Raw genomic sequence first — 18,046 nt, forward strand, 5'->3', positions numbered from 1 at the left:
CGGAGCGTGCCGCCCTCAGCCCTCCGGAGCGTGCCGCTCCAGGAACCGGTAGACCTCCGTCGTCTCCACCCCCGGGTACGCGCCCGAGGGCATCGCCGCCAGCATCGACGCGTGGGGCCGCGCCGAGGGCCAGGCGAAGTCGCCCCACTTCGCGGAGAGCTCCTCGGGCGGACGCCGGCAGCACGACTCGTCGGGGCAGCGCGAGGCAGTCCGCTCCGTCGTGTCCCGCCCCTCGAACCACTTGACGTCCGCGAACGGCACGCCGACCGACACCGAGAACGCGCCGTCCGCCGTGTTCTCCACGCGCGAGGTGCACCAGTAGGTGCCGGACGTCGTGTCGGTGTACTGCGCGTACGGGTTGAAGCGGTCCTCGACGTCGAACACACGCCGCGCCGTCCACTGCTTGCACACGTGCTGCCCCTCCACCGCGCCCAGCGCGTCCGAGGGGAACCGCACGCCGTCGTTCTCGTACGCCTTGTGCAGGATCCCGGACTCGTGGACCTTCATGAAGTGCACGGGGATGCCGAGGTGCCTGGTCGCGAGGTTGGTGAACCGGTGCGCCGCCGTCTCGAACGAGACCCCGAAGGCGTCGCGCAGGTCCTCGATGGCGATGGCGCGCTCGTCCTTCGCGTCCCGCAGGAACTTCACGCCCGGCTTCTCCGGGACCATGAGGGCCGCCGCCAGGTAGTTCGCCTCGACGCGCTGGCGGAGGAACTCGCCGTAGTCGCCGGGTTCGGTGTGGTCGAGGACGTGCGAGGCGAGCGCCTGGAGCAGCGCCGACCGGGTGTTGGAGCGACCGCGGAAGCCCTTGGACGGCAGGTAGAGGCGCCGGTTCCGGGTGTCGATCACCGAACGTGTGGAGTGCGGCAGGTCGCTCACGTAGTGCAGCGTGAAGCCGAGGTGCGCGGCGATCTCGGCCGCCATGCGCTGCGGCAGCGGGCCTGACGTGTGCCCGACGTCGGCGAGCAGCTCCTTCGCGACCTGCTCCAGCTCGGGCAGGTAGTTGTCCTTGGCGCGCATGTCGTCGCGGAGCTCACCGTTGGCCCGGCGGGCCTCCTCCGGCGTCGCCGCACGCTCGGTGTGGAGCCGCTCGAGCTCGCGGTGCAGCGCCAGGATGGTCGTGAGCGCGTCGTGCGGCAGCGACTTGCCGATGCGCACGCCGTCGATGCCGAGGGAGGCGAACAGTGGGCCGCGCTGCACCCGCTCCAGCTCGATCTCCAGCCCGTCCCGCTCCGACGGCGCCTCGGCCGAGAGCAGGTCGTCCACGCCGACGCCGAGCGCCCGGGCGATGGTCTGCAGCTGCGAGAACTTGGGCTCCCGCTTGCCGTTCTCCAGCGTGCTGACCTGGGACGGCGCCCGGTCGATCGCCGACGCGAGGTCGTCGAGCGTCATGCCCTTGCTGGTCCGCAGGTGCCGGATGCGCCGTCCGATGGTGAGGGCGTCCGGCTCCGCCTCTGCCTGGCCGGCGTCCGGCGTCGCGGCCTGGCTGGGCACCCGGCCGAGAGCCTGACCAGGCACCCGGACGCGCGACTGGCCCGCCGCCCGGCCTACGCCGTTCTGCGTAGGAAGCGAAGAAGTGACGTTTCGCGCGGTTCTGCGATTGCCGGGTGTAACTGCCATGCCCGAGGGTGACATACGAAGAGGCTTCCGTTCAACAGAAGAACTGAAGTTCTTCTACGCGGATCTCCTTGTGAAGGGAGTTGCGGAGGGCAGAAGGTCGTAACACGTCACCCGGCAGGCGGTGACGACGTTCCACGAGAAGGAGACCCGCCATGAGCGCACCCACCATCGATTCCACGTCAGAGGCGACTGTGTCCGCGACGACCGCGTCGACCCCCGTGCGCACCGGCGACCAGGTGCAGACCGCTGCCGAGCTGCAGCAGTCGTGGGAGTCCGACCCTCGCTGGGCCGGCATCGACCGCACCTACACTCCCGAGGACGTCGTCGCGCTGCGCGGCTCGGTCGGCGAGGAGAACACCCTCGCCCGCCGCGGCGCCGAGCGCCTGTGGCGCCAGCTGCACGAGGAGGACTACATCAACGCCCTCGGGGCGCTGACCGGAAACCAGGCGGTGCAGCAGGTCAAGGCGGGCCTGCAGGCCATCTACCTGTCCGGCTGGCAGGTCGCCGGTGACGCGAACCTCTCGGGACAGACCTACCCCGACCAGTCGCTGTACCCGGCCAACTCGGTGCCCGCGGTGGTCCGTCGCATCAACAACGCGCTCCTGCGCGCCGACCAGATCGACGTCTCGGAGAACGGCACGCCGACCCGTGACTGGCTGGCCCCGATCGTGGCCGACGCCGAGGCCGGCTTCGGCGGCCCGCTCAACGCGTACGAGCTGATGAAGTCCATGATCACCTCGGGCGCAGCCGGCGTGCACTGGGAGGACCAGCTCGCCTCGGAGAAGAAGTGCGGCCACCTGGGTGGCAAGGTGCTCGTCCCGACGCAGCAGCACGTGCGCACGCTGAACGCGGCCCGCCTCGCGGCCGACGTCGCCGACGTGCCGTCCATCGTCATCGCCCGGACCGACGCCGAGGCCGCGACCCTGATCACGTCCGACGTCGACGAGCGCGACCTGCCGTTCATCACCGGCGAGCGCACCGCCGAGGGCTTCTACAAGGTGACCAACGGCATCGAGCCGTGCATCGCCCGCGCCAAGGCCTACGCGCCGTACTCCGACCTGATCTGGATGGAGACCGGCACGCCCGACCTCGAGCTCGCCCGCAAGTTCGCCGAGGCCGTGAAGGCCGACTTCCCGGACCAGATGCTGAGCTACAACTGCTCGCCGTCGTTCAACTGGAAGAAGCACCTGGACGACGACACGATCGCGAAGTTCCAGCGTGAGCTGGGCGCGATGGGCTTCAAGTTCCAGTTCATCACCCTGGCCGGCTTCCACGCCCTGAACTACTCGATGTTCGACCTGGCCCACGGCTACGCCCGTGAGCAGATGACCGCGTACGTCGAGCTGCAGGAGAAGGAGTTCGCCGCCGAGTCGCGCGGCTACACCGCCACCAAGCACCAGCGCGAGGTCGGCACCGGTTACTTCGACCGCGTGGCGACGGCGCTGAACCCCGATTCCTCCACCACGGCTCTGGCCGGTTCTACCGAGGCGGCGCAGTTCTGATGACCGCGACCATCGACACGCGCCCGCAGGGCGCCAACCCGTTCGACCCGGACGCCGGTCTCGCCGGGATCGGCACGCCGCCCGCCGCCCGTGCGGGCTCCACTCCAACGTCGGCCGCACGCCCGGCCCCGGCACACCCGGCCCTGGCACGCCCGGCCTCCGCACCGACGCCCAGGAGCTCCGCGCCGAGCTCGCTGCCGAACGGCGGGGTGGGTGCCTCGCGAACCGGCTCGCGCCGGGGCGTCATCACCGTCACCGGGTCGGTCGGCCCGCGCTACGGCGAGATCCTGAGCGCTGACGCGCTCCAGTTCCTCGCCCTGCTCCACGACCGGTTCGACGCCGCCCGCGACGAGCTGATCGCGCAGCGCCAGCTGCGCCGTCAGGACATCGCGGACGGCAGCGACCCCGACTTCCGCGCCTCGACGCGTCCGGTGCGCGACGACCCGCACTGGCGGGTCGCCGGGTCGCGGAACGCGCCAGGCCTGGAGGACCGCCGCGTCGAGATCACGGGTCCGACCGACCCGAAGATGACCATCAACGCGCTCAACTCCGGTGCCCGGTGCTGGCTGGCAGACGCCGAGGACGCGTCCAGCCCGACGTGGCCCAACGTGGTGGAGGGGCAGCTCGCGCTGCACGACGCCATCCGCGGCTCGCTGAGCTTCACCAACGAGGCCGGGAAGGAGTACACGCTGCGGTCCGCCGACATCGTCGACCTCCCGACGATCGTGTTCCGGCCGCGTGGCTGGCACCTCGACGAGGCCCACCTGCGCTACACGGACGCGAACGGCATCACGAGCAGCGCCCTCGGCAGCCTCGTGGACTTCGGGCTCTACTTCTTCCACAACGCCGCCGAGCTGATCGCTCGCGGCCGTGGCCCGTACTTCTACCTGCCCAAGCTGGAGGGGTACAAGGAGGCGCGGCTGTGGAACGAGGTGTTCGAGGTCGCGCAGGACGCGCTGGGCATCCCCCGCGGCACGATCCGCGCCACGGTGCTCATCGAGACGCTGCCCGCGGCGTTCGAGATGGAGGAGATCCTCTACGAGCTGCGCGACCACTGCGCGGGGCTCAACGCGGGTCGCTGGGACTACCTGTTCTCGATCATCAAGTGCTTCCGCACGCGCGGCGACTCGTACGTGCTGCCGGACCGCGCGCAGGTCACCATGACCGCACCGTTCATGCGCGCCTACACCGAGCTGCTCGTCGCCACGTGCCACAAGCGCGGGGCGCACGCCATCGGCGGGATGAGCGCGTTCATCCCGGACCGCCGCAACCCGGAGGTCACCCGGCAGGCGTTCCAGCAGGTCGCGGCGGACAAGAAGCGTGAGGCCGGCGACGGCTTCGACGGCACGTGGGTGGCCCACCCGGACCTGATCCCGGTGGCCGAGGCCGAGTTCGACGCCGTCCTGGGGGACGCGTCGAACCAGGTGTCCCGGCAGCGGCCCGACGTGACCGTTGGGCAGCACGAGCTCCTCGACATCGCCTCCGCGCGGCGTGCCGGGGCGACCGTGACCTCAGCCGGGCTGCGGTCGAACGTCTCGGTCGCCGTCCGCTACATCGACGCCTGGCTGCGAGGTACCGGAGCCGCGGCGCTCGACAACCTGATGGAGGACGCCGCCACCGCCGAGATCTCCCGGTCGCAGGTGTGGCAGTGGATCGCCTCGGGCACGGTGACCCACGACGACCAGCTCCCGATCACGCGGGACCGGGTCGAGACGATCCTGCTCGACGTCGTCGCCTCGCTCCCGCAGGAGCGCGGCAGCCGGCTCGACGACGCGGCGGCGATCTTCCGCCAGGTCGCACTCCAGGACGACTTCCCGGCGTTCCTGACGAACCCCGCCTACCAGGGACACCTGGTGGACTCGCCGGCCGACCAGGTCTGAGTTCCCCGCCCCAAGCTGCCCGACGCCGTGCCGGTTGCCATCTCTCTCCGCCCCACCACCCCGGGGCTACCGGCTCGGCGTCGGGCTCTCCCTTGTCAGCGGAAGCCTGCGACCCGACGGCCGGCCGACAGACGGCCGACGTGTCGCGTTCATCTCCGGGCCTTCGAACGGCGCAACCCTGTGGCGTTACCCAGAACTGCCGCAGGAGGAACCATGCCCCACCCGTTCCGTGCCACCGATCTGCCCGCCTGGGCCGATCCGTCGGTCCCGGCCTCGTCCCTGGACCCGCAAGGAGCCTCCCGCCGCACGTTCCTGCGCCTCGGGATGGCCGGCGGGCTCGCGCTGGCCACCGGCGCGCACGCCGGGACCGCCGTCGCCGCGCCTGGGCACGGGGACGGGCACGGGGATCCTCGGCTCGCCTGGCTCGTCGGCGACCACCACATTCACTCCCGGTACAGCCACGACGCCAAGTACGACTTCGACCAGCTCGCCCGGAGGGGCGCGGAGCTCGGCCTGGACTGGATGGTCTTCACGGAGCACAGCAACTTCGGGCACCGCGACAAGGGTGCCGCCGCCGAGCACGAGGAGATCATGGCCGCGCGGGCACGCAACCCGCGCCAGCTCATCTTCCAGGGCCTGGAGTGGTACATCCCCGCTGCCGAGCACGGCACCGTGTTCACCGCGCCCGGCCGGCACGAGGTCGAGCTGCTGCGCGAGTTCGAGCGGCGATGGGACGGCAAGCTCAACGGCTGGACCGCGGACCTCCCCGAGAACGAGCAGCGTGCGGTGGACGCGCTGCGGTGGCTCGCCGCCCAGAAGTCGAACGGCTACGTCGACGACGTCCTCGTGCTGGCCAACCACCCGTCCCGGCTCGGTATCGACTCCCCGCACGAGATCCGGGCCTGGCGCGACGCCGCCCGCGGGATCTGCATCGGCATGGAGGGCGCGCCCGGCGCCCAGGGCGACGCGGACCCGGACTGGGTCGCCTACCGCGGCAGCACGCGGGCCCAGCGTGGCGAGTACAGCAACGCGCCGCGCCCGGACTCCTACCCCGGCTACCCGGCCGAGGCGTACCGCACCTTCGGCGGCTTCGACTGGATGACGGCGACCGTCGGCGGCCTGTGGGACGCGATGCTGGCGGAGGGGTCCCTGTTCTCGATCACCTCCAACTCCGACAACCACCGCACCATCTGGGACACCTGGCGCGACGGCGACATGCCTCCCGGCGAGAGCTTCGACTCGCTCGGCTGGAAGCCGTCTCCCGTCGACACCGGGACGCCCCAGCCCGGCAGCGACTTCTGGCCCGGCGAGTTCAGCCGGACTCACGTCGGCGTGACCCGGCACGGCTACCTCGACGTCATGGACGGCCTGCGCCGCGGCCGGGTCTGGGTGGACCACGGGCACCTGGTCGACGGGCTCGACGTCCGGCTGGTCGGCGCTCGTGGCAGGAGCAGCACTCTCGGCGGACGGCTCACCGTGGAGCGCGGGACCGCCGTCGAGCTCATGGTCAAGGTGCGCAGCGCACACCGCCCCAACCCGCACGGGGTGCTCCCCCGGCTCGCCCACCTGGACGTGATCCGGGGTGCCGTGACCGGGCCGGCGACGGACCGCGACAGCTGGCAGGCACCCGACACGCGCGTGGTCGAGCAGATCGACACGAGCAACCGGTCCGGCACCTATCACCTGCGCATCCCGCTCGGCCGCATCACGCAGTCCTGCTACGTCCGGTTGCGCGGCAGCGACGGGAACCGGCACGGCGCCGGGTACCTCGGAGCGTCGATCGACCCCGCCGGCCCGCAGCCCCACGCCGACAACAACGGCGACCCCTGGGCGGACACCTGGCTCTACACCAACCCGATCCACATCGACGTGCGCTAGCAGGAGCTGCTGTTCCGTTGCCGCCGACGAAACAGCGTCTCTCACTGAGGAGCACCGACGGTGTAGACGCCCGCGCTCCGCTCACCAGAGTTGGCCGGGGCGTCTACATTTCCCCATCGCCCGCGACCGTTTCAGCAAGTTGGTCGACGGCATCTATCAGGTCCACCGCAATGCGTTCGGCATCGCGGACGCGGCAGCTTCCCGGACATGAGATGTGGAAGGAGGGCGTCGCGTGCAGCAGCCAAAGCTCCATCTTCCCGCGCAGCCGAAAATCAAATATGCAGAAGGCTCGAAGCCCTCTCGTCAACTACAGAGCGCCTTCGACACTCGGAACGGTCACCGGGGTTTCTGCCAGATCCCGCTTGTTCAAGTGAATCATCGATGTACCGACTTCCGGTTCTCTACACAAGCCAACGGGGCACGCGCGGCCTCAATCGTGAATACCCGCAAGCTGCTGGATTCAATGCGGTAGAGCCGTCGATTCAGCAAGCCAGGAGCTGCGATCCTGCCACGGCGTAGGTCTAACTTCCGCGTCATGCCAACGACGACATCACCTGTCACCACCACAGACTCGTCACTCCTGGACTCGGTGGTCCAAGTCCGCGGCACGAACGTTTCAGAACACGCTGGGTCTTCTCGTCGATGGGCTCGCCGTGATCCTCTACATCTGCGTTGCCGACGTAGCGACCCGGTGTGAGTGCATGGCCGGCTTCCTTGATTTCGGCGAGAGTGGCGCTCTTGCAAAAGCCGGGGATGTCGATGTAGGTCTCAACGGTCTCGACCCGCGACGGTCCCCTACCGCAGCGGGAGCAACGGCAGCGACATCGCCGACAACGACGTCGTGAACGGCAGGTTCCTGACGGTCATGCTGAGCACCGGCCAGGACTTCACGGCCCGCGACTGCGGCACCTGGGACAGGCAGTAACCGCAGGTCAGCACCTCACCCGGTACTTCACCCGCCGAACCGCCCGGGCACCATTGTCACCGTGTGAGCATATGGATGCGCTCTCTCCGGCCGCCCGCCGTTCAGGGCATCTCTGCTTCAGTGCCGCCCTCGGACGCGCCCCCGCGAAAGGTCTGTGACACCGCTATGCGGCCCCACACCACCTCATTTCTCGACGCTGTCATCCCGCTGAACGACGGTGCGCTCAACGCCGGCTTCTTCTCCCTGACCGTTGCCGTGTTCCTTGGCACCGTCGGCTACATGCTGTCCCAGTGGAAGAGGGCCGACGAACGGATCCGAGCGGTGTCGACGATCATCGACGACATCCCCTCGAAGCCGCACAAGGACAAGCGCGTCACCATGGGCGACCGGGCCAAGGACACCCCGGTCGAGCACCTCTGGCAAGAGTTCGACGAGACCCTCGTAGTACATGACGACGGCTTGTCCAACACTGCGGGCGCTGACCAGTTCTTCAACACGGAGACCCTTGCACCCGAACTGATCCACGGTCGTCTGCTGGCGGTCATGCCGTCGGTCCTGACTGCACTCGGCGTCCTCGGGACGTTCGTGGGTCTCACCCTGGGCCTGGATGGGATCACCACCGGCGGAACCTCGGAGGAGCTGGCGGCCGGCGTGGAGACGCTGATCAGTGGTGCAGGCACAGCCTTCATCACCTCCGTCTGGGGCGTCCTGCTCAGCCTGCTGGCCACAGTGCTGCTCAAGTCGCTCGAGACCAGAACCACCAAGCACATCAACACCCTCAGCTCGACGATCGACGGCCTGTTCGAGAACCTCGGCTCCGAGCACTCTCTCGTCCAGATCATGAACACTTCGCAGAAGACCGTGCACGCGCTCCACGAACTGCAGGAAAACCTCGGGGCGCGCCTGGAGAAGGCCTTCGACGGTCAGATGGAGCAGATCGCCGGGCAGGCCGCTGACATGAACATCCAGGTCATGGAGCAGCTTGTCGAGCGGTTCAGTGAGGGCTTCCAGAGCATCGGCGTCGCCCTGTCCGAACGGCTCGACGCCGCCTCCGAGAGGCTTACCGATGCGCTCGATCGCACGACGGCCGCGATGGACGAGCAGGCCAAGCAACACGCAGCGCAGATGGCAGAGCTTCGGCAGAGTACGACCGTCCAAATCGAACTGCTCAGTACTCAGCTGCCTGTCATCGTCGAGAATCTGGATGATGCCGCGGCCCGCACGGAGGTCGCCACACTGCGGTTCGCCGAGGCATCAGCAGCCCTGGAAGCCACAGCCGGTCAGCTGGCCGAGGCCAACACCACGTTCGGTGACACGCTCACCAGCACGCGCGAGTCGGCGGACCTGGTCGCCGCCCTTACCGGCAAGCTCTCCGAGCTGACAGAGTCCACGACCAGCACAGCGGCTGAGCTCGCCAAGGCCGCTCAGGCGCTCGACGGCGGGTACGAAACCCTCGCGGACAAGCAGAAGGAATTGGTCCAGAGCCTCACCGACTTTCTCGACTCGTACGAACGCGAAGTCTCCAAGCAGGTCAACCAACGCATGGAGGCGTGGAACGAGCACACACACGCATTCACGTCGCAGATGGTCACCGCCACCCAATCGATCTCCACGACCGTCGGGGAACTCGAGGAGCGCACCCGCAGCACAGCGACGGGCTGGGAGCAGCAAGCCGCCTCGTGGATAACCAGCACGCAGTCCTACACCGAGCTGGTGGCGGCGCAGTCCGAGGCGCTGGCCACCGCAGTGGAGCGGCTGCAGTCGGTCACGACCAGGGAGGTGACGGACGGTGCACACACGCCGGCGGACGCGGCAGTCTGACGGCCAGCTGAACGACCCGTACTGGATCTCGTTCACCGACATCATGTCGGCGCTGCTTCTCCTCTTCCTGCTCGCTGTCGTGCTCCTGATGACCCAGGTCACCAAACAGACCCAGGAGCTGGCCGACGCCAAGGCCACCGTCGAGCAGCAGCAGGAGCGCTTCACCACCCAGATCGACACGCTGCGCGCCGCGGAAGAGGTCCGAGCCGCGATCTTGCTGGAAGTGCAGGAGCGGCTGCGCCAGCACGGCATCGATGTGACGGTCAGCGAGAACAACTCGGTGCTCAGCATCCCAGCGGAGGAGATCGGCTTCGAGTCCGGTTCCTACGACGTCTCGGAGCAGCACCGGGCGAACGCCCTCCTGATCGGGTCGACGATCTCGGACGTCATCGCTGACAACGACCGATACACCGTGCTGGACACGGTCTTCGTCGAGGGCCACACGGACAACGTCCCAACCAGCGGCCCGGAAGGCACCGGCAACTGGGGCTTGTCCACCTTCCGCGCCATCTCGCTGTGGCGGCTCTGGGAGACAGATCTCAGCGGATCCGCACGCCTGGACCAGTTTCGCAGCTCGGCGGGCGCGCCCCTGTTCTCCGTCTCCGGCTATGGAGAGACCCGGCCCGCCAACGCCCAGCAGGTCAACGACGAGGCCAGGGCCGTGAACCGGCGGATCGACATCCGGTTCACGGTGGTGCGTCCGACGGCGGAGGACCTTGCGGCGATCGTCGAGACCACGAAGGCAGGCGCGTCCGCCGAACCGACCGCCGACGGAGAAAGCTGACATGTCGCTGCTGGACCGGGCAGTCGTCTTCCAGGCACAGCCGTGGCCGGACGACCTCGGCGACTCCTGGGATTCCCTCACCGAGCGCGCCGCGAAGGTCGCGGATGAGGCCGGCATCGGCGACCTCCTGCCGGAGCTCATGGCCGAGGCCCGTGCTCGTGCTGAGGTCGGCGATGGTGAGGGCTTGCGCGAACGCGTGACCGATCGCCGTTTCGCACGGGCCCTTCTGCAGGTGTGGTCGGACGACCCCGTACTGGCCAAGGCTTCGATGTTGCCGGAGGTCTTCGACCGGCTCGGCACCGACGCGCGCCCCGGGCGTCACTCCACCGTGGTTCTCGTCGCGCTCTTGTGGCGCCATTTCGACCTCCTCGACGACGTCCGCGACGGCCTCTTCGGCGCTGTTCGAGGGGCCGTCGAACGCTGCGTGCAGCACGTGCTCAACCAGGGCGCCGGGAACCAGGTCGCCGACCCGCTGAGCTATATCGCTCAAGCCCCGCACCTGACCCTTGTCGAGGGCGCCCCAGGGGCTTTCGCCGCGTACGCGGTCGAGCAAGGTGTCCCGCTCGACCAGCTCGTGGAAGACGCCGGTCTGCGGTCGCTGTTGTCGCCGTCGGGGAGATTCGCGCAACTGGCCTACCACGCGTACTACCTGGGTGAAATCGCGCGAGCGGACCACACCCGAGACAAGCACGCCTTCCTCGGCGACGTGGCCGACAGCGCCGTGAAGGCAGTACAGGGCGATGGCGTACCCCGGCTGGGCCACGAGCTGCTGACCGCTCTGTGCGACAAGCCCAGCGTCCCGTCGGCTCGGTGGTTGGAGGCAATCCTTGAGATGGCGGGTGACCCTCGCCAACGTACGTCGAAGTGGGACCAGTGGTGGCGCTACGTCCCCGAACGCCTCGTCGAGCGGGCGTCCCGCTGGATGGTCGGCGAGGACCTGCGCACCTGGCTGAAGGCCATCGAGGCGCACGCGCGAGAGAACAACCAGGACCAGGATCGAATGTTCACGCGACGGCGCACTCTGCTGACCGGCCTGTACGAGCAGGGACGGATCCAGGAGGTCCGTCTGGTGCTCGGCTACGGCGTCCGTGAGTCTGTGCGCAAGCGGCTGGGTGGACTTCGGATCGACGCCGCACGGATGGACCGCGAGCGAGATCTGGCAGTGATCATCGTCTTTGGGGACGGCTTCCAGATCGTCGAGGGGACGCACAACTTCAAGATGTATCTCTATGCGGGCAGCCCGACGCCGACGCTCAAGAACCCCGGGAAGCGGGTCTACACGCGCGACGAGTTCCGACACAACGTCCCTGCCGAGTTCGCTCGGCAGGGTGGACTCGATCGTGATCGTGCCGAGATCGCACACCAGGGCTTCTGGCAACCGAACGCACTGCGCTTCCTGAAGCAGCACGGGGTCGCGATCGACCCTGCCACTGTGCTCGACTCCCCCGACCTTCGCCGTTACCACCGTGAGTTCTGGAGGCACTGATGGGACTGCTGGACCGGATCCTCGGACGACGACCTGACCCCGACCTGAACAGGATGCCCACAATCGGGGGCCTGGGCTTCGACCTCGGCTACGAACCCGACGGTGTGAGGTTCACAGCGGGGATCGACGAGATCGAGCACGCCCGGACCGGCGCCGGCGCCTCGCGCCTGCGCATCCAGCTCCTCGTGCTGGAGATGCTCGCAGAGCAGGGACTCGCGGCGCCGCTCACCAACGGCTACCGGGTCCCCGAAGACGAGATAGCCGCCCTGGACGGTAGCGACGCCGAGCTCCTCGGTCTGCCACCACTGTTCACCGGGACGTTCAAGGGCGGGCTCACGGGCGCCACCACCTCGCCGAGGTTCCGCGTACGGCTGGAGGCCGTCGTCGACGACCATGAGGTATCGGTCCAGCGGGACGGCGCAACGGTGCACGTGCTCGACGAGCGGTATCGCCTGGGCCCGGCAGCGCTCATGGCGCTACGGGCCGCCGACGCACACGCTGCGCTGCCCGAGCGTCAGCGCGGCCGCATCCGCAACGTCCAGCTCCTCGCCGAGCTCGACGCGGCCCGCCGGCTCGCCGCGGGCGAGTTCGGCGATGCGGCCGACAGCTCGTTCCACTTGGACCTCGCGCACCTTGCCGAGTGGAACACGGTGGTGCCGACAAAGGTCGGGCTCACAGTGGAGCAGACCGTTGACGGCTCGCTCGAGCTGTTCCCTGACCTCGGCACCGGGACGGACCCGGACGTGCTCCGCGAGCGCCTTCAGCAGCTGGACGCTTTTCCTCCGGGCGAGGGTGGCGTGCTCCACCACGACAAGACTCTCGTTCTGCTTGACCCCGAACGCCGTGCCGGCGTCGAGGAGATTCGTCGCACTCCGCGAATCCCGGCCTACCAGGTCCCCGACTTCATGCGCGCCTACGGCGACTTCCTCGACCCTGATCTCGTCCCTCTCGATGGTGGGTTCGGCATCCGTGTCATGGGCATCGGCCTCATCGCACCGGTCTCCTTCGCCCAGGCGAACGAGACCGGGATCGACTGGTTCGCTGCTGTCCAGTCGCTGCTTCCGCCCCAGAGTCTCGCGACCAAGGCGCAAACATTGCCCGAGCACACCGCGCTCGCCGCGACGGTCGAACAGGCATGGCAGGACGGTAAGGCCCTGCTCACCGTCGATCAGGACGTCGTCGACATCGGTGACCGCAGCCGGGTCGCCGACGCCCTCCGGGCCTCCCGCGAGCGGCTCGAAGCGCTCGGTATTCCGACCGATGACGGCGGTCCCGCCGGGGGTGAAGGCGACCCCGCATCGTCGTCGGGCAGGACTGTCACTGTCGGCATGCATATCGCGGACGCTGCGGATCGTGCCGCACGCCTCCGTACACAGGCCGATGCCGCTCGACCTGTCGGACCGGTCGATTACGAGAGTCTGCGTCGCGCACCCTTCCCGCACCAGCGCGAGGGGATCGAATGGATGACTGGGCTGATGCATGCGTCTCTCGACGCCGAGTACGCGGACGTGGACCGCGTGCAGGGCGCCCTGCTCGCCGACGACATGGGACTGGGCAAGACCTTCATGACGCTGGTCGCGCTCCGCGAGATGCTGCTCGCCGAGTGGAACCGTGCGGGTGAGGCACGCCCGGTCCTCGCGGTCATGCCGGTCGCCCTGCTCGAGAACTGGCTCGCCGAGATCGAGGAGACGTTCAGCAGCAGTCCGTTCGAGGACGTCGTCGTGCTGCAGGGTGACGGGCTGAAGGACTTCCGACGCCGCGGGGCCGGCCCGGAGACCGCCGTCGGCGAGGACGATCTGGACGCGCGCGGAATGGTTCTACCTGAGGTGCTCCAAACACGCACTGCGCTCCGGATCGGAGCCGCCGCGGGCCCCGCGCGGCTCGATATGCCGAACCGTCTCGTGCTGACCACCTATGACACGTTGCGTCGCTACCAGATCTCACTGGGCCAGGTGGACTGGGGCGTCGTCGTCTTCGACGAAGCGCAAGCCACGAAGAACCCAGACATCCTCGTGACGCGCGCGGCCAAGGGCCTGAAGGCACGCTTCAAGCTGCTCGCGACGGGTACACCGGTGGAGAACTCGCTCCGCGATTTCTGGTGTCTCATGGACACCGCGCAGCCCGGACTTCTCGGGACCTGGGCCGAGTTCCGGGAACAGCGGGCCGCACCGATCGAGGCGGCGTCCGGTGAAGCGAAGGGCCAGCTGGGTAAAGACCTGCGTGATGCGGTCGGACCCTTCATGCTTCGGCGCATCAAGGAAGACCACCTGCCAGACCTTCCGAGCAAGACCATCTACCGGAACAACGGGGTCGACATGCCGCCCGTGCAGCGGGAGGCGTACGACGGCGCACTCCACCGTCACCGCACGCTCCTGCGGGGGACCAAGGGATCGGCGCTCACGACCATCCAGGCTCTGGCCGCGGTCAGTCTCCATCCGTCCGCTCCGGGTGACACTCCGATGCGCTCCGACGACGGAGGTTTGCTGGAGTCGGCACGGATGATCGCCGCCATCGCCGTGCTGGACCGGATCAGGGACCTGGACGAGAAGGTCATCGTCTTCGCCAGTAACAAGAAGGTGCAGCAACGGCTCTCGATCTGGCTGGGCGAGCGGTACGGACGGTTCGTCCCGGTAGTGAACGGCGACACTGCCGCATACGTCTCCGACGGGTCGAGCCAGGACACCCGTCGGGGGATCATCAAGGGTTTCGAAGCGGCCGACGGGTTCAACCTGATCATCATGTCTCCACTCGCAGTGGGCGTCGGGCTAACCGTGGTGGGTGCCAATCACGCGATCCATCTGGAACGGCACTGGAATCCCGCAAAGGAGGCACAGGCGACAGACCGCATCTACCGCATCGGGCAGCAGCGGCCGGTGCACGTGTACCTGCCGATGGCGCTGCATCCGGACCGCGATTCGTTCGACGTGAACCTCGACCGGCTGCTGCAGAACAAGACCAACCTCAAGGACGCGGTCCTGGTGCCCGACATCGTGAGTGAGGCCGAGATGGTTAGTGCGTTGGGTCTAGATCTCTCGGCCGACGGTTCGGTTGCTCGGTAGCGCGGGCCATCCGGAGCACGTGACAAATCGCTTGTTGTGTCAGCCTCGGTATGGCTGACTGGATGCCCTCGACAGCCCGCATCGGTGCCCCGGGTTGCATCGATGCCCGGTCCGATCACGCGGCAGGCAGCCCCACGCGAACATGCCAGGCACAAGAGGCAGTTGGACCACTCAGCTCATCTGAAAAATCACCCCCGGCTTGCCCTCCGCGTCTTCCCCGCGCGGAAGTGCTCCTCTACAGTCACCCGAGTCACGCTTTCTTCACATAAGGGTCACCGGGGTAGTAATCGGTGACCTCCCGAACGGGGAGCACGAATGAATCGCAGCAGGTACCTCGGAGCGCTCGCCGCGCTCGCGCTGGCTGCCGGGGGTGTCACCGCCCAGGGCCTCGCCGCCCAGGGTGCGACGGTCGGGGGCGCGGGCGCTCCCGACCCGATAGCGCCGGTCCACGAGATCCCGGCTTCCGTCGACACCAGCCTGGTCAACGAGACCAAGGGCTCATGGTTCGTCGAGCTGGAGAGCGAGCCGGCGTCAGCGGGCACCGACAGCAAGACCCTCACCGCCGAGCGCCAGGAGTTCCGCGCGGCCGCGAAGGACGCCGACGTCGACTACTCCGTCCGGCGCACGTTCCACACCCTGTTCAACGGCTACTCCATAGACATGGACTCGGCCCAGCTCGGGAAGCTGCAGCGCACCGAGGGCGTCAAGGCGATCTACCCCATGACGCAGATCGAGATCCCGGAGACCGTCCCCAGCAACGAGCCGGACATGGCGACGGCGCTCGGCATGACGGGTGCGGACATCGCGCAGAACGAGCTCGGCCTGACGGGCGAGGGCGTGAAGGTCGCCGTCATGGACACGGGCATCGACATCGACCACCCGGACCTGGGCGGCCCCGGCTTCCCGAACAGCCGCGTGATCGCGGGCTACGACCTGGTCGGCGACGACTACAACGAGGCCTCGAGCGACCCGGACCGGCGGGTCCCGCACCCGGACGCCGTCCCCGACGACTGCCAGGGCCACGGCACCCACGTGGCGGGCATCGTCGGCGCGAACGCCGAGGGCCGGGCCGACGGGATCACGGGCGTGGCGCCCGGCGTGTCCTTCGGGGCGTACCGCGTGTTCGGCTGCGAGGGTTCGACCTCCGCCGACATCATGATCGCGGCCATGGAGCGCGCCCTGGCCGACGACATGGACGTGCTGAACATGTCGATCGGCTCCTCCTACTCCTGGCCGTCCTACCCGACGGCGACCGCGAGCAACCTGCTCGTCGACCGCGGCATGGTCGTCGTCGCCTCGATCGGCAACTCGGGCGCGTCGGGCCTGTACTCGGCGGGTGCGCCCGGCCTGGGCGAGAAGGTCATCGGCGTCGCGTCGTTCGACAACACGCACGTGACCGCACGCTCCGTCGTCGCGAACCCGTCGGGCACGGCAGTGCCCTACCTGGGTCTCGGCGACGTCGCGGACCCGCCCACCGAGGGCACCACCGACCCGCTGGTCGACGCCGGAACGGTCTGCCCCAGCGTCGGCATACCGCTGGAGGCCGACGTCGCGGGCAAGACCGCGCTCATCGCACGCGGTTCGTGCTCCTTCGAGGAGAAGTACTCGACGGCGCACGCGGCGGGTGCCACGGCGGTCGTGATCTACAACTCGAGCCCCGGCCTGTTCTCCGGCGGTGGCGTCGTGGACCGCGACATCCCGGGTATCGGCATCCCGCAGGCCGAGGGCAAGGCCCTCGTCGCCGAGCTCGCCGCCGGTACCGAGGTGACGCTCACGTGGTCTGACGGCGAGGTGTCCACGCCCAGCCCGACCGGCGGCCTGATCAGCTCGTTCAGCTCGTACGGCCTGTCTCCGGACCTGACCCTCAAGCCCGACCTCGGCGCCCCCGGCGGCAACATCAACTCGACCCTGCCGCTGGAGCAGGGCGGGCACGGCGTCAACTCGGGCACGTCGATGGCGTCGCCGCACGTCGCGGGCGCCGTCGCCCTGCTGCTGGAGGCGCAGCCGCGCCTGCGTGCCTCGCAGGTCCGGAGCATGCTGCAGAACAGCGCCGACCCGGCCGCGTGGTCCGGGGCGCCGACCGCCGGCTACCTCGACAACGCGCACCGGCAGGGTGCGGGCATGCTCGACATCCCCGGTGTCGTCCAGGCCGGCGCCAGCGTGCGGCCCGCGAAGCTCTCGCTCGGTGAGAGCACCAAGACCGGGACCATCACCAAGTCGGTGACGGTCCGCAACACGACCAAGAAGACGGTCACCTACACCGTGGCGCACGCCCCGGCACTCGCGACGTACGGCAACACCTTCGCACCGTCGTTCGCCGACTCGTACGCGGACGTCTCGTTCAGCAGCGAGTCGGTGAAGCTGAAGCCGGGCAAGTCCGAGGTGATCCGCGTGACGGTCACCGCGCCCGAGGCGACGGACGCGGACCAGCTCATCTACGGCGGGTACGTGGTGGTCACGGCCGGCGACGGCACCAAGTACTCGGTGCCGTACGCCGGGTACGTGGGTGACTACCAGGCGATCGACCCGATCACGCCGATCATGTCCGGCGGAGAGGTCGTGGCCGACCTGCCGTCGGTCGGGAGCATCACGACGTGCACCGAGTTCATCAACCTCGACTGCATCGACCCGCAGGGCGACTACGAGCTCAAGCCTGAGGGCGCCGCGTACTCGCTCGGCACCGTCAACGGCCTGCCCGACATCCCGTACACGCTGGTCCACTTCCAGCACCAGGTGGAGACGCTGCAGGTCACGGTGCTCGACGCCGAGACCCGCCGCCCGGTGGACCGTCGCGGCGCGTTCGCCGTCGACGTGACGGGCGTGGAGCGGAACGAGACGGCCGGCGGGCTCACCGCCTACGCGTGGGACGGCTCGTACACCACGCTCCGCGGGGTCACGAAGAGCGTGCCCGACGGCGACTACGTGCTGTCCCTCAAGGCCCTGAAGGCTGACGGCGACACCTGGAACCCCGAGCACTGGGAGACCTGGACCTCACCGACGATCACCATCGACCGCCCGTAACAGCCACGCTCCGTTGAGTGCTGGATATTTGCCCCTTGCAGGCCGTTCGAAGGGCAGATATCCAGCACTC

Annotated in this window: 9 protein-coding genes; 8 read left to right on the forward strand and 1 reads right to left on the reverse strand. The window is 68.6% G+C overall.

Features of this window, described 5'->3' with window-relative positions; genetic code table 11:
- Nucleotides 1-15 precede the first annotated feature (15 nt).
- A complete protein-coding gene (locus ACNYC2_RS22520) occupies nucleotides 16-1,494 on the reverse strand; it encodes a helix-turn-helix domain-containing protein (RefSeq protein WP_419703922.1) in 1,479 nt (492 codons plus the stop codon).
- Nucleotides 1,495-1,772: 278 nt separating this feature from the next.
- Between ACNYC2_RS22520 and aceA the strand changes: the two genes are divergently transcribed.
- From aceA to ACNYC2_RS22560, 8 genes are all read left to right on the forward strand, one after another.
- On the forward strand, nucleotides 1,773-3,122 hold the full coding sequence (gene aceA, locus ACNYC2_RS22525) for an isocitrate lyase (RefSeq protein WP_419703923.1): 1,350 nt from the start codon (nucleotides 1,773-1,775) through the stop codon (nucleotides 3,120-3,122).
- Complete coding sequence (gene aceB, locus ACNYC2_RS22530) at nucleotides 3,122-5,002, forward strand: malate synthase A (protein ID WP_419703924.1); 1,881 nt, start codon at nucleotides 3,122-3,124, stop codon at nucleotides 5,000-5,002. Before aceA ends, aceB begins: the two co-directional genes overlap by 1 nt.
- 213 nt (nucleotides 5,003-5,215) lie before the next feature.
- Nucleotides 5,216-6,880, forward strand: a complete 1,665-nt coding sequence (locus tag ACNYC2_RS22535) for a PHP domain-containing protein (RefSeq protein WP_419703925.1) — start codon at nucleotides 5,216-5,218, stop codon at nucleotides 6,878-6,880.
- 1,090 nt (nucleotides 6,881-7,970) lie between these two features.
- On the forward strand, nucleotides 7,971-9,626 hold the full coding sequence (gene zorA / locus ACNYC2_RS22540) for an anti-phage ZorAB system protein ZorA (protein WP_419703926.1): 1,656 nt from the start codon (nucleotides 7,971-7,973) through the stop codon (nucleotides 9,624-9,626).
- A complete protein-coding gene (locus ACNYC2_RS22545; RefSeq protein ID WP_419703927.1) occupies nucleotides 9,595-10,410 on the forward strand; it encodes an OmpA/MotB family protein in 816 nt (271 codons plus the stop codon). Before zorA ends, ACNYC2_RS22545 begins: the two co-directional genes overlap by 32 nt.
- Nucleotide 10,411: 1 nt before the next feature.
- Nucleotides 10,412-11,896: an EH signature domain-containing protein gene (locus ACNYC2_RS22550; RefSeq protein WP_419703928.1), complete on the forward strand. Its 1,485-nt coding sequence runs from the start codon at nucleotides 10,412-10,414 to the stop codon at nucleotides 11,894-11,896.
- Between the two features lie 194 nt (nucleotides 11,897-12,090).
- A complete protein-coding gene (locus tag ACNYC2_RS22555; RefSeq protein ID WP_419707888.1) occupies nucleotides 12,091-14,955 on the forward strand; it encodes a DEAD/DEAH box helicase in 2,865 nt (954 codons plus the stop codon).
- A gap of 315 nt (nucleotides 14,956-15,270) precedes the next feature.
- On the forward strand, nucleotides 15,271-17,976 hold the full coding sequence (locus ACNYC2_RS22560; RefSeq protein WP_419703929.1) for a S8 family serine peptidase: 2,706 nt from the start codon (nucleotides 15,271-15,273) through the stop codon (nucleotides 17,974-17,976).
- Nucleotides 17,977-18,046 lie beyond the last annotated feature (70 nt).

Origin of the sequence: Promicromonospora sp. NFX87 (genome assembly GCF_048564965.1) — a bacterium.
Taxonomy (GTDB): domain Bacteria; phylum Actinomycetota; class Actinomycetes; order Actinomycetales; family Cellulomonadaceae; genus Promicromonospora.

Bases quoted from the DNA above. Each gene is read 5' to 3' on its own strand.
- ACNYC2_RS22550 (WP_419703928.1), top strand. From the start codon at position 10,412: ATGTCGCTGCTGGACCGGGCAGTCGTCTTCCAGGCACAGCCGTGGCCG.
- ACNYC2_RS22535 (WP_419703925.1), top strand. From the start codon at position 5,216: ATGCCCCACCCGTTCCGTGCCACCGATCTGCCCGCCTGGGCCGATCCG.
- ACNYC2_RS22560 (WP_419703929.1), top strand. From the start codon at position 15,271: ATGAATCGCAGCAGGTACCTCGGAGCGCTCGCCGCGCTCGCGCTGGCT.
- zorA (WP_419703926.1), top strand. From the start codon at position 7,971: ATGCGGCCCCACACCACCTCATTTCTCGACGCTGTCATCCCGCTGAAC.
- ACNYC2_RS22555 (WP_419707888.1), top strand. From the start codon at position 12,091: ATGCTCGCAGAGCAGGGACTCGCGGCGCCGCTCACCAACGGCTACCGG.
- aceA (WP_419703923.1), top strand. From the start codon at position 1,773: ATGAGCGCACCCACCATCGATTCCACGTCAGAGGCGACTGTGTCCGCG.
- aceB (WP_419703924.1), top strand. From the start codon at position 3,122: ATGACCGCGACCATCGACACGCGCCCGCAGGGCGCCAACCCGTTCGAC.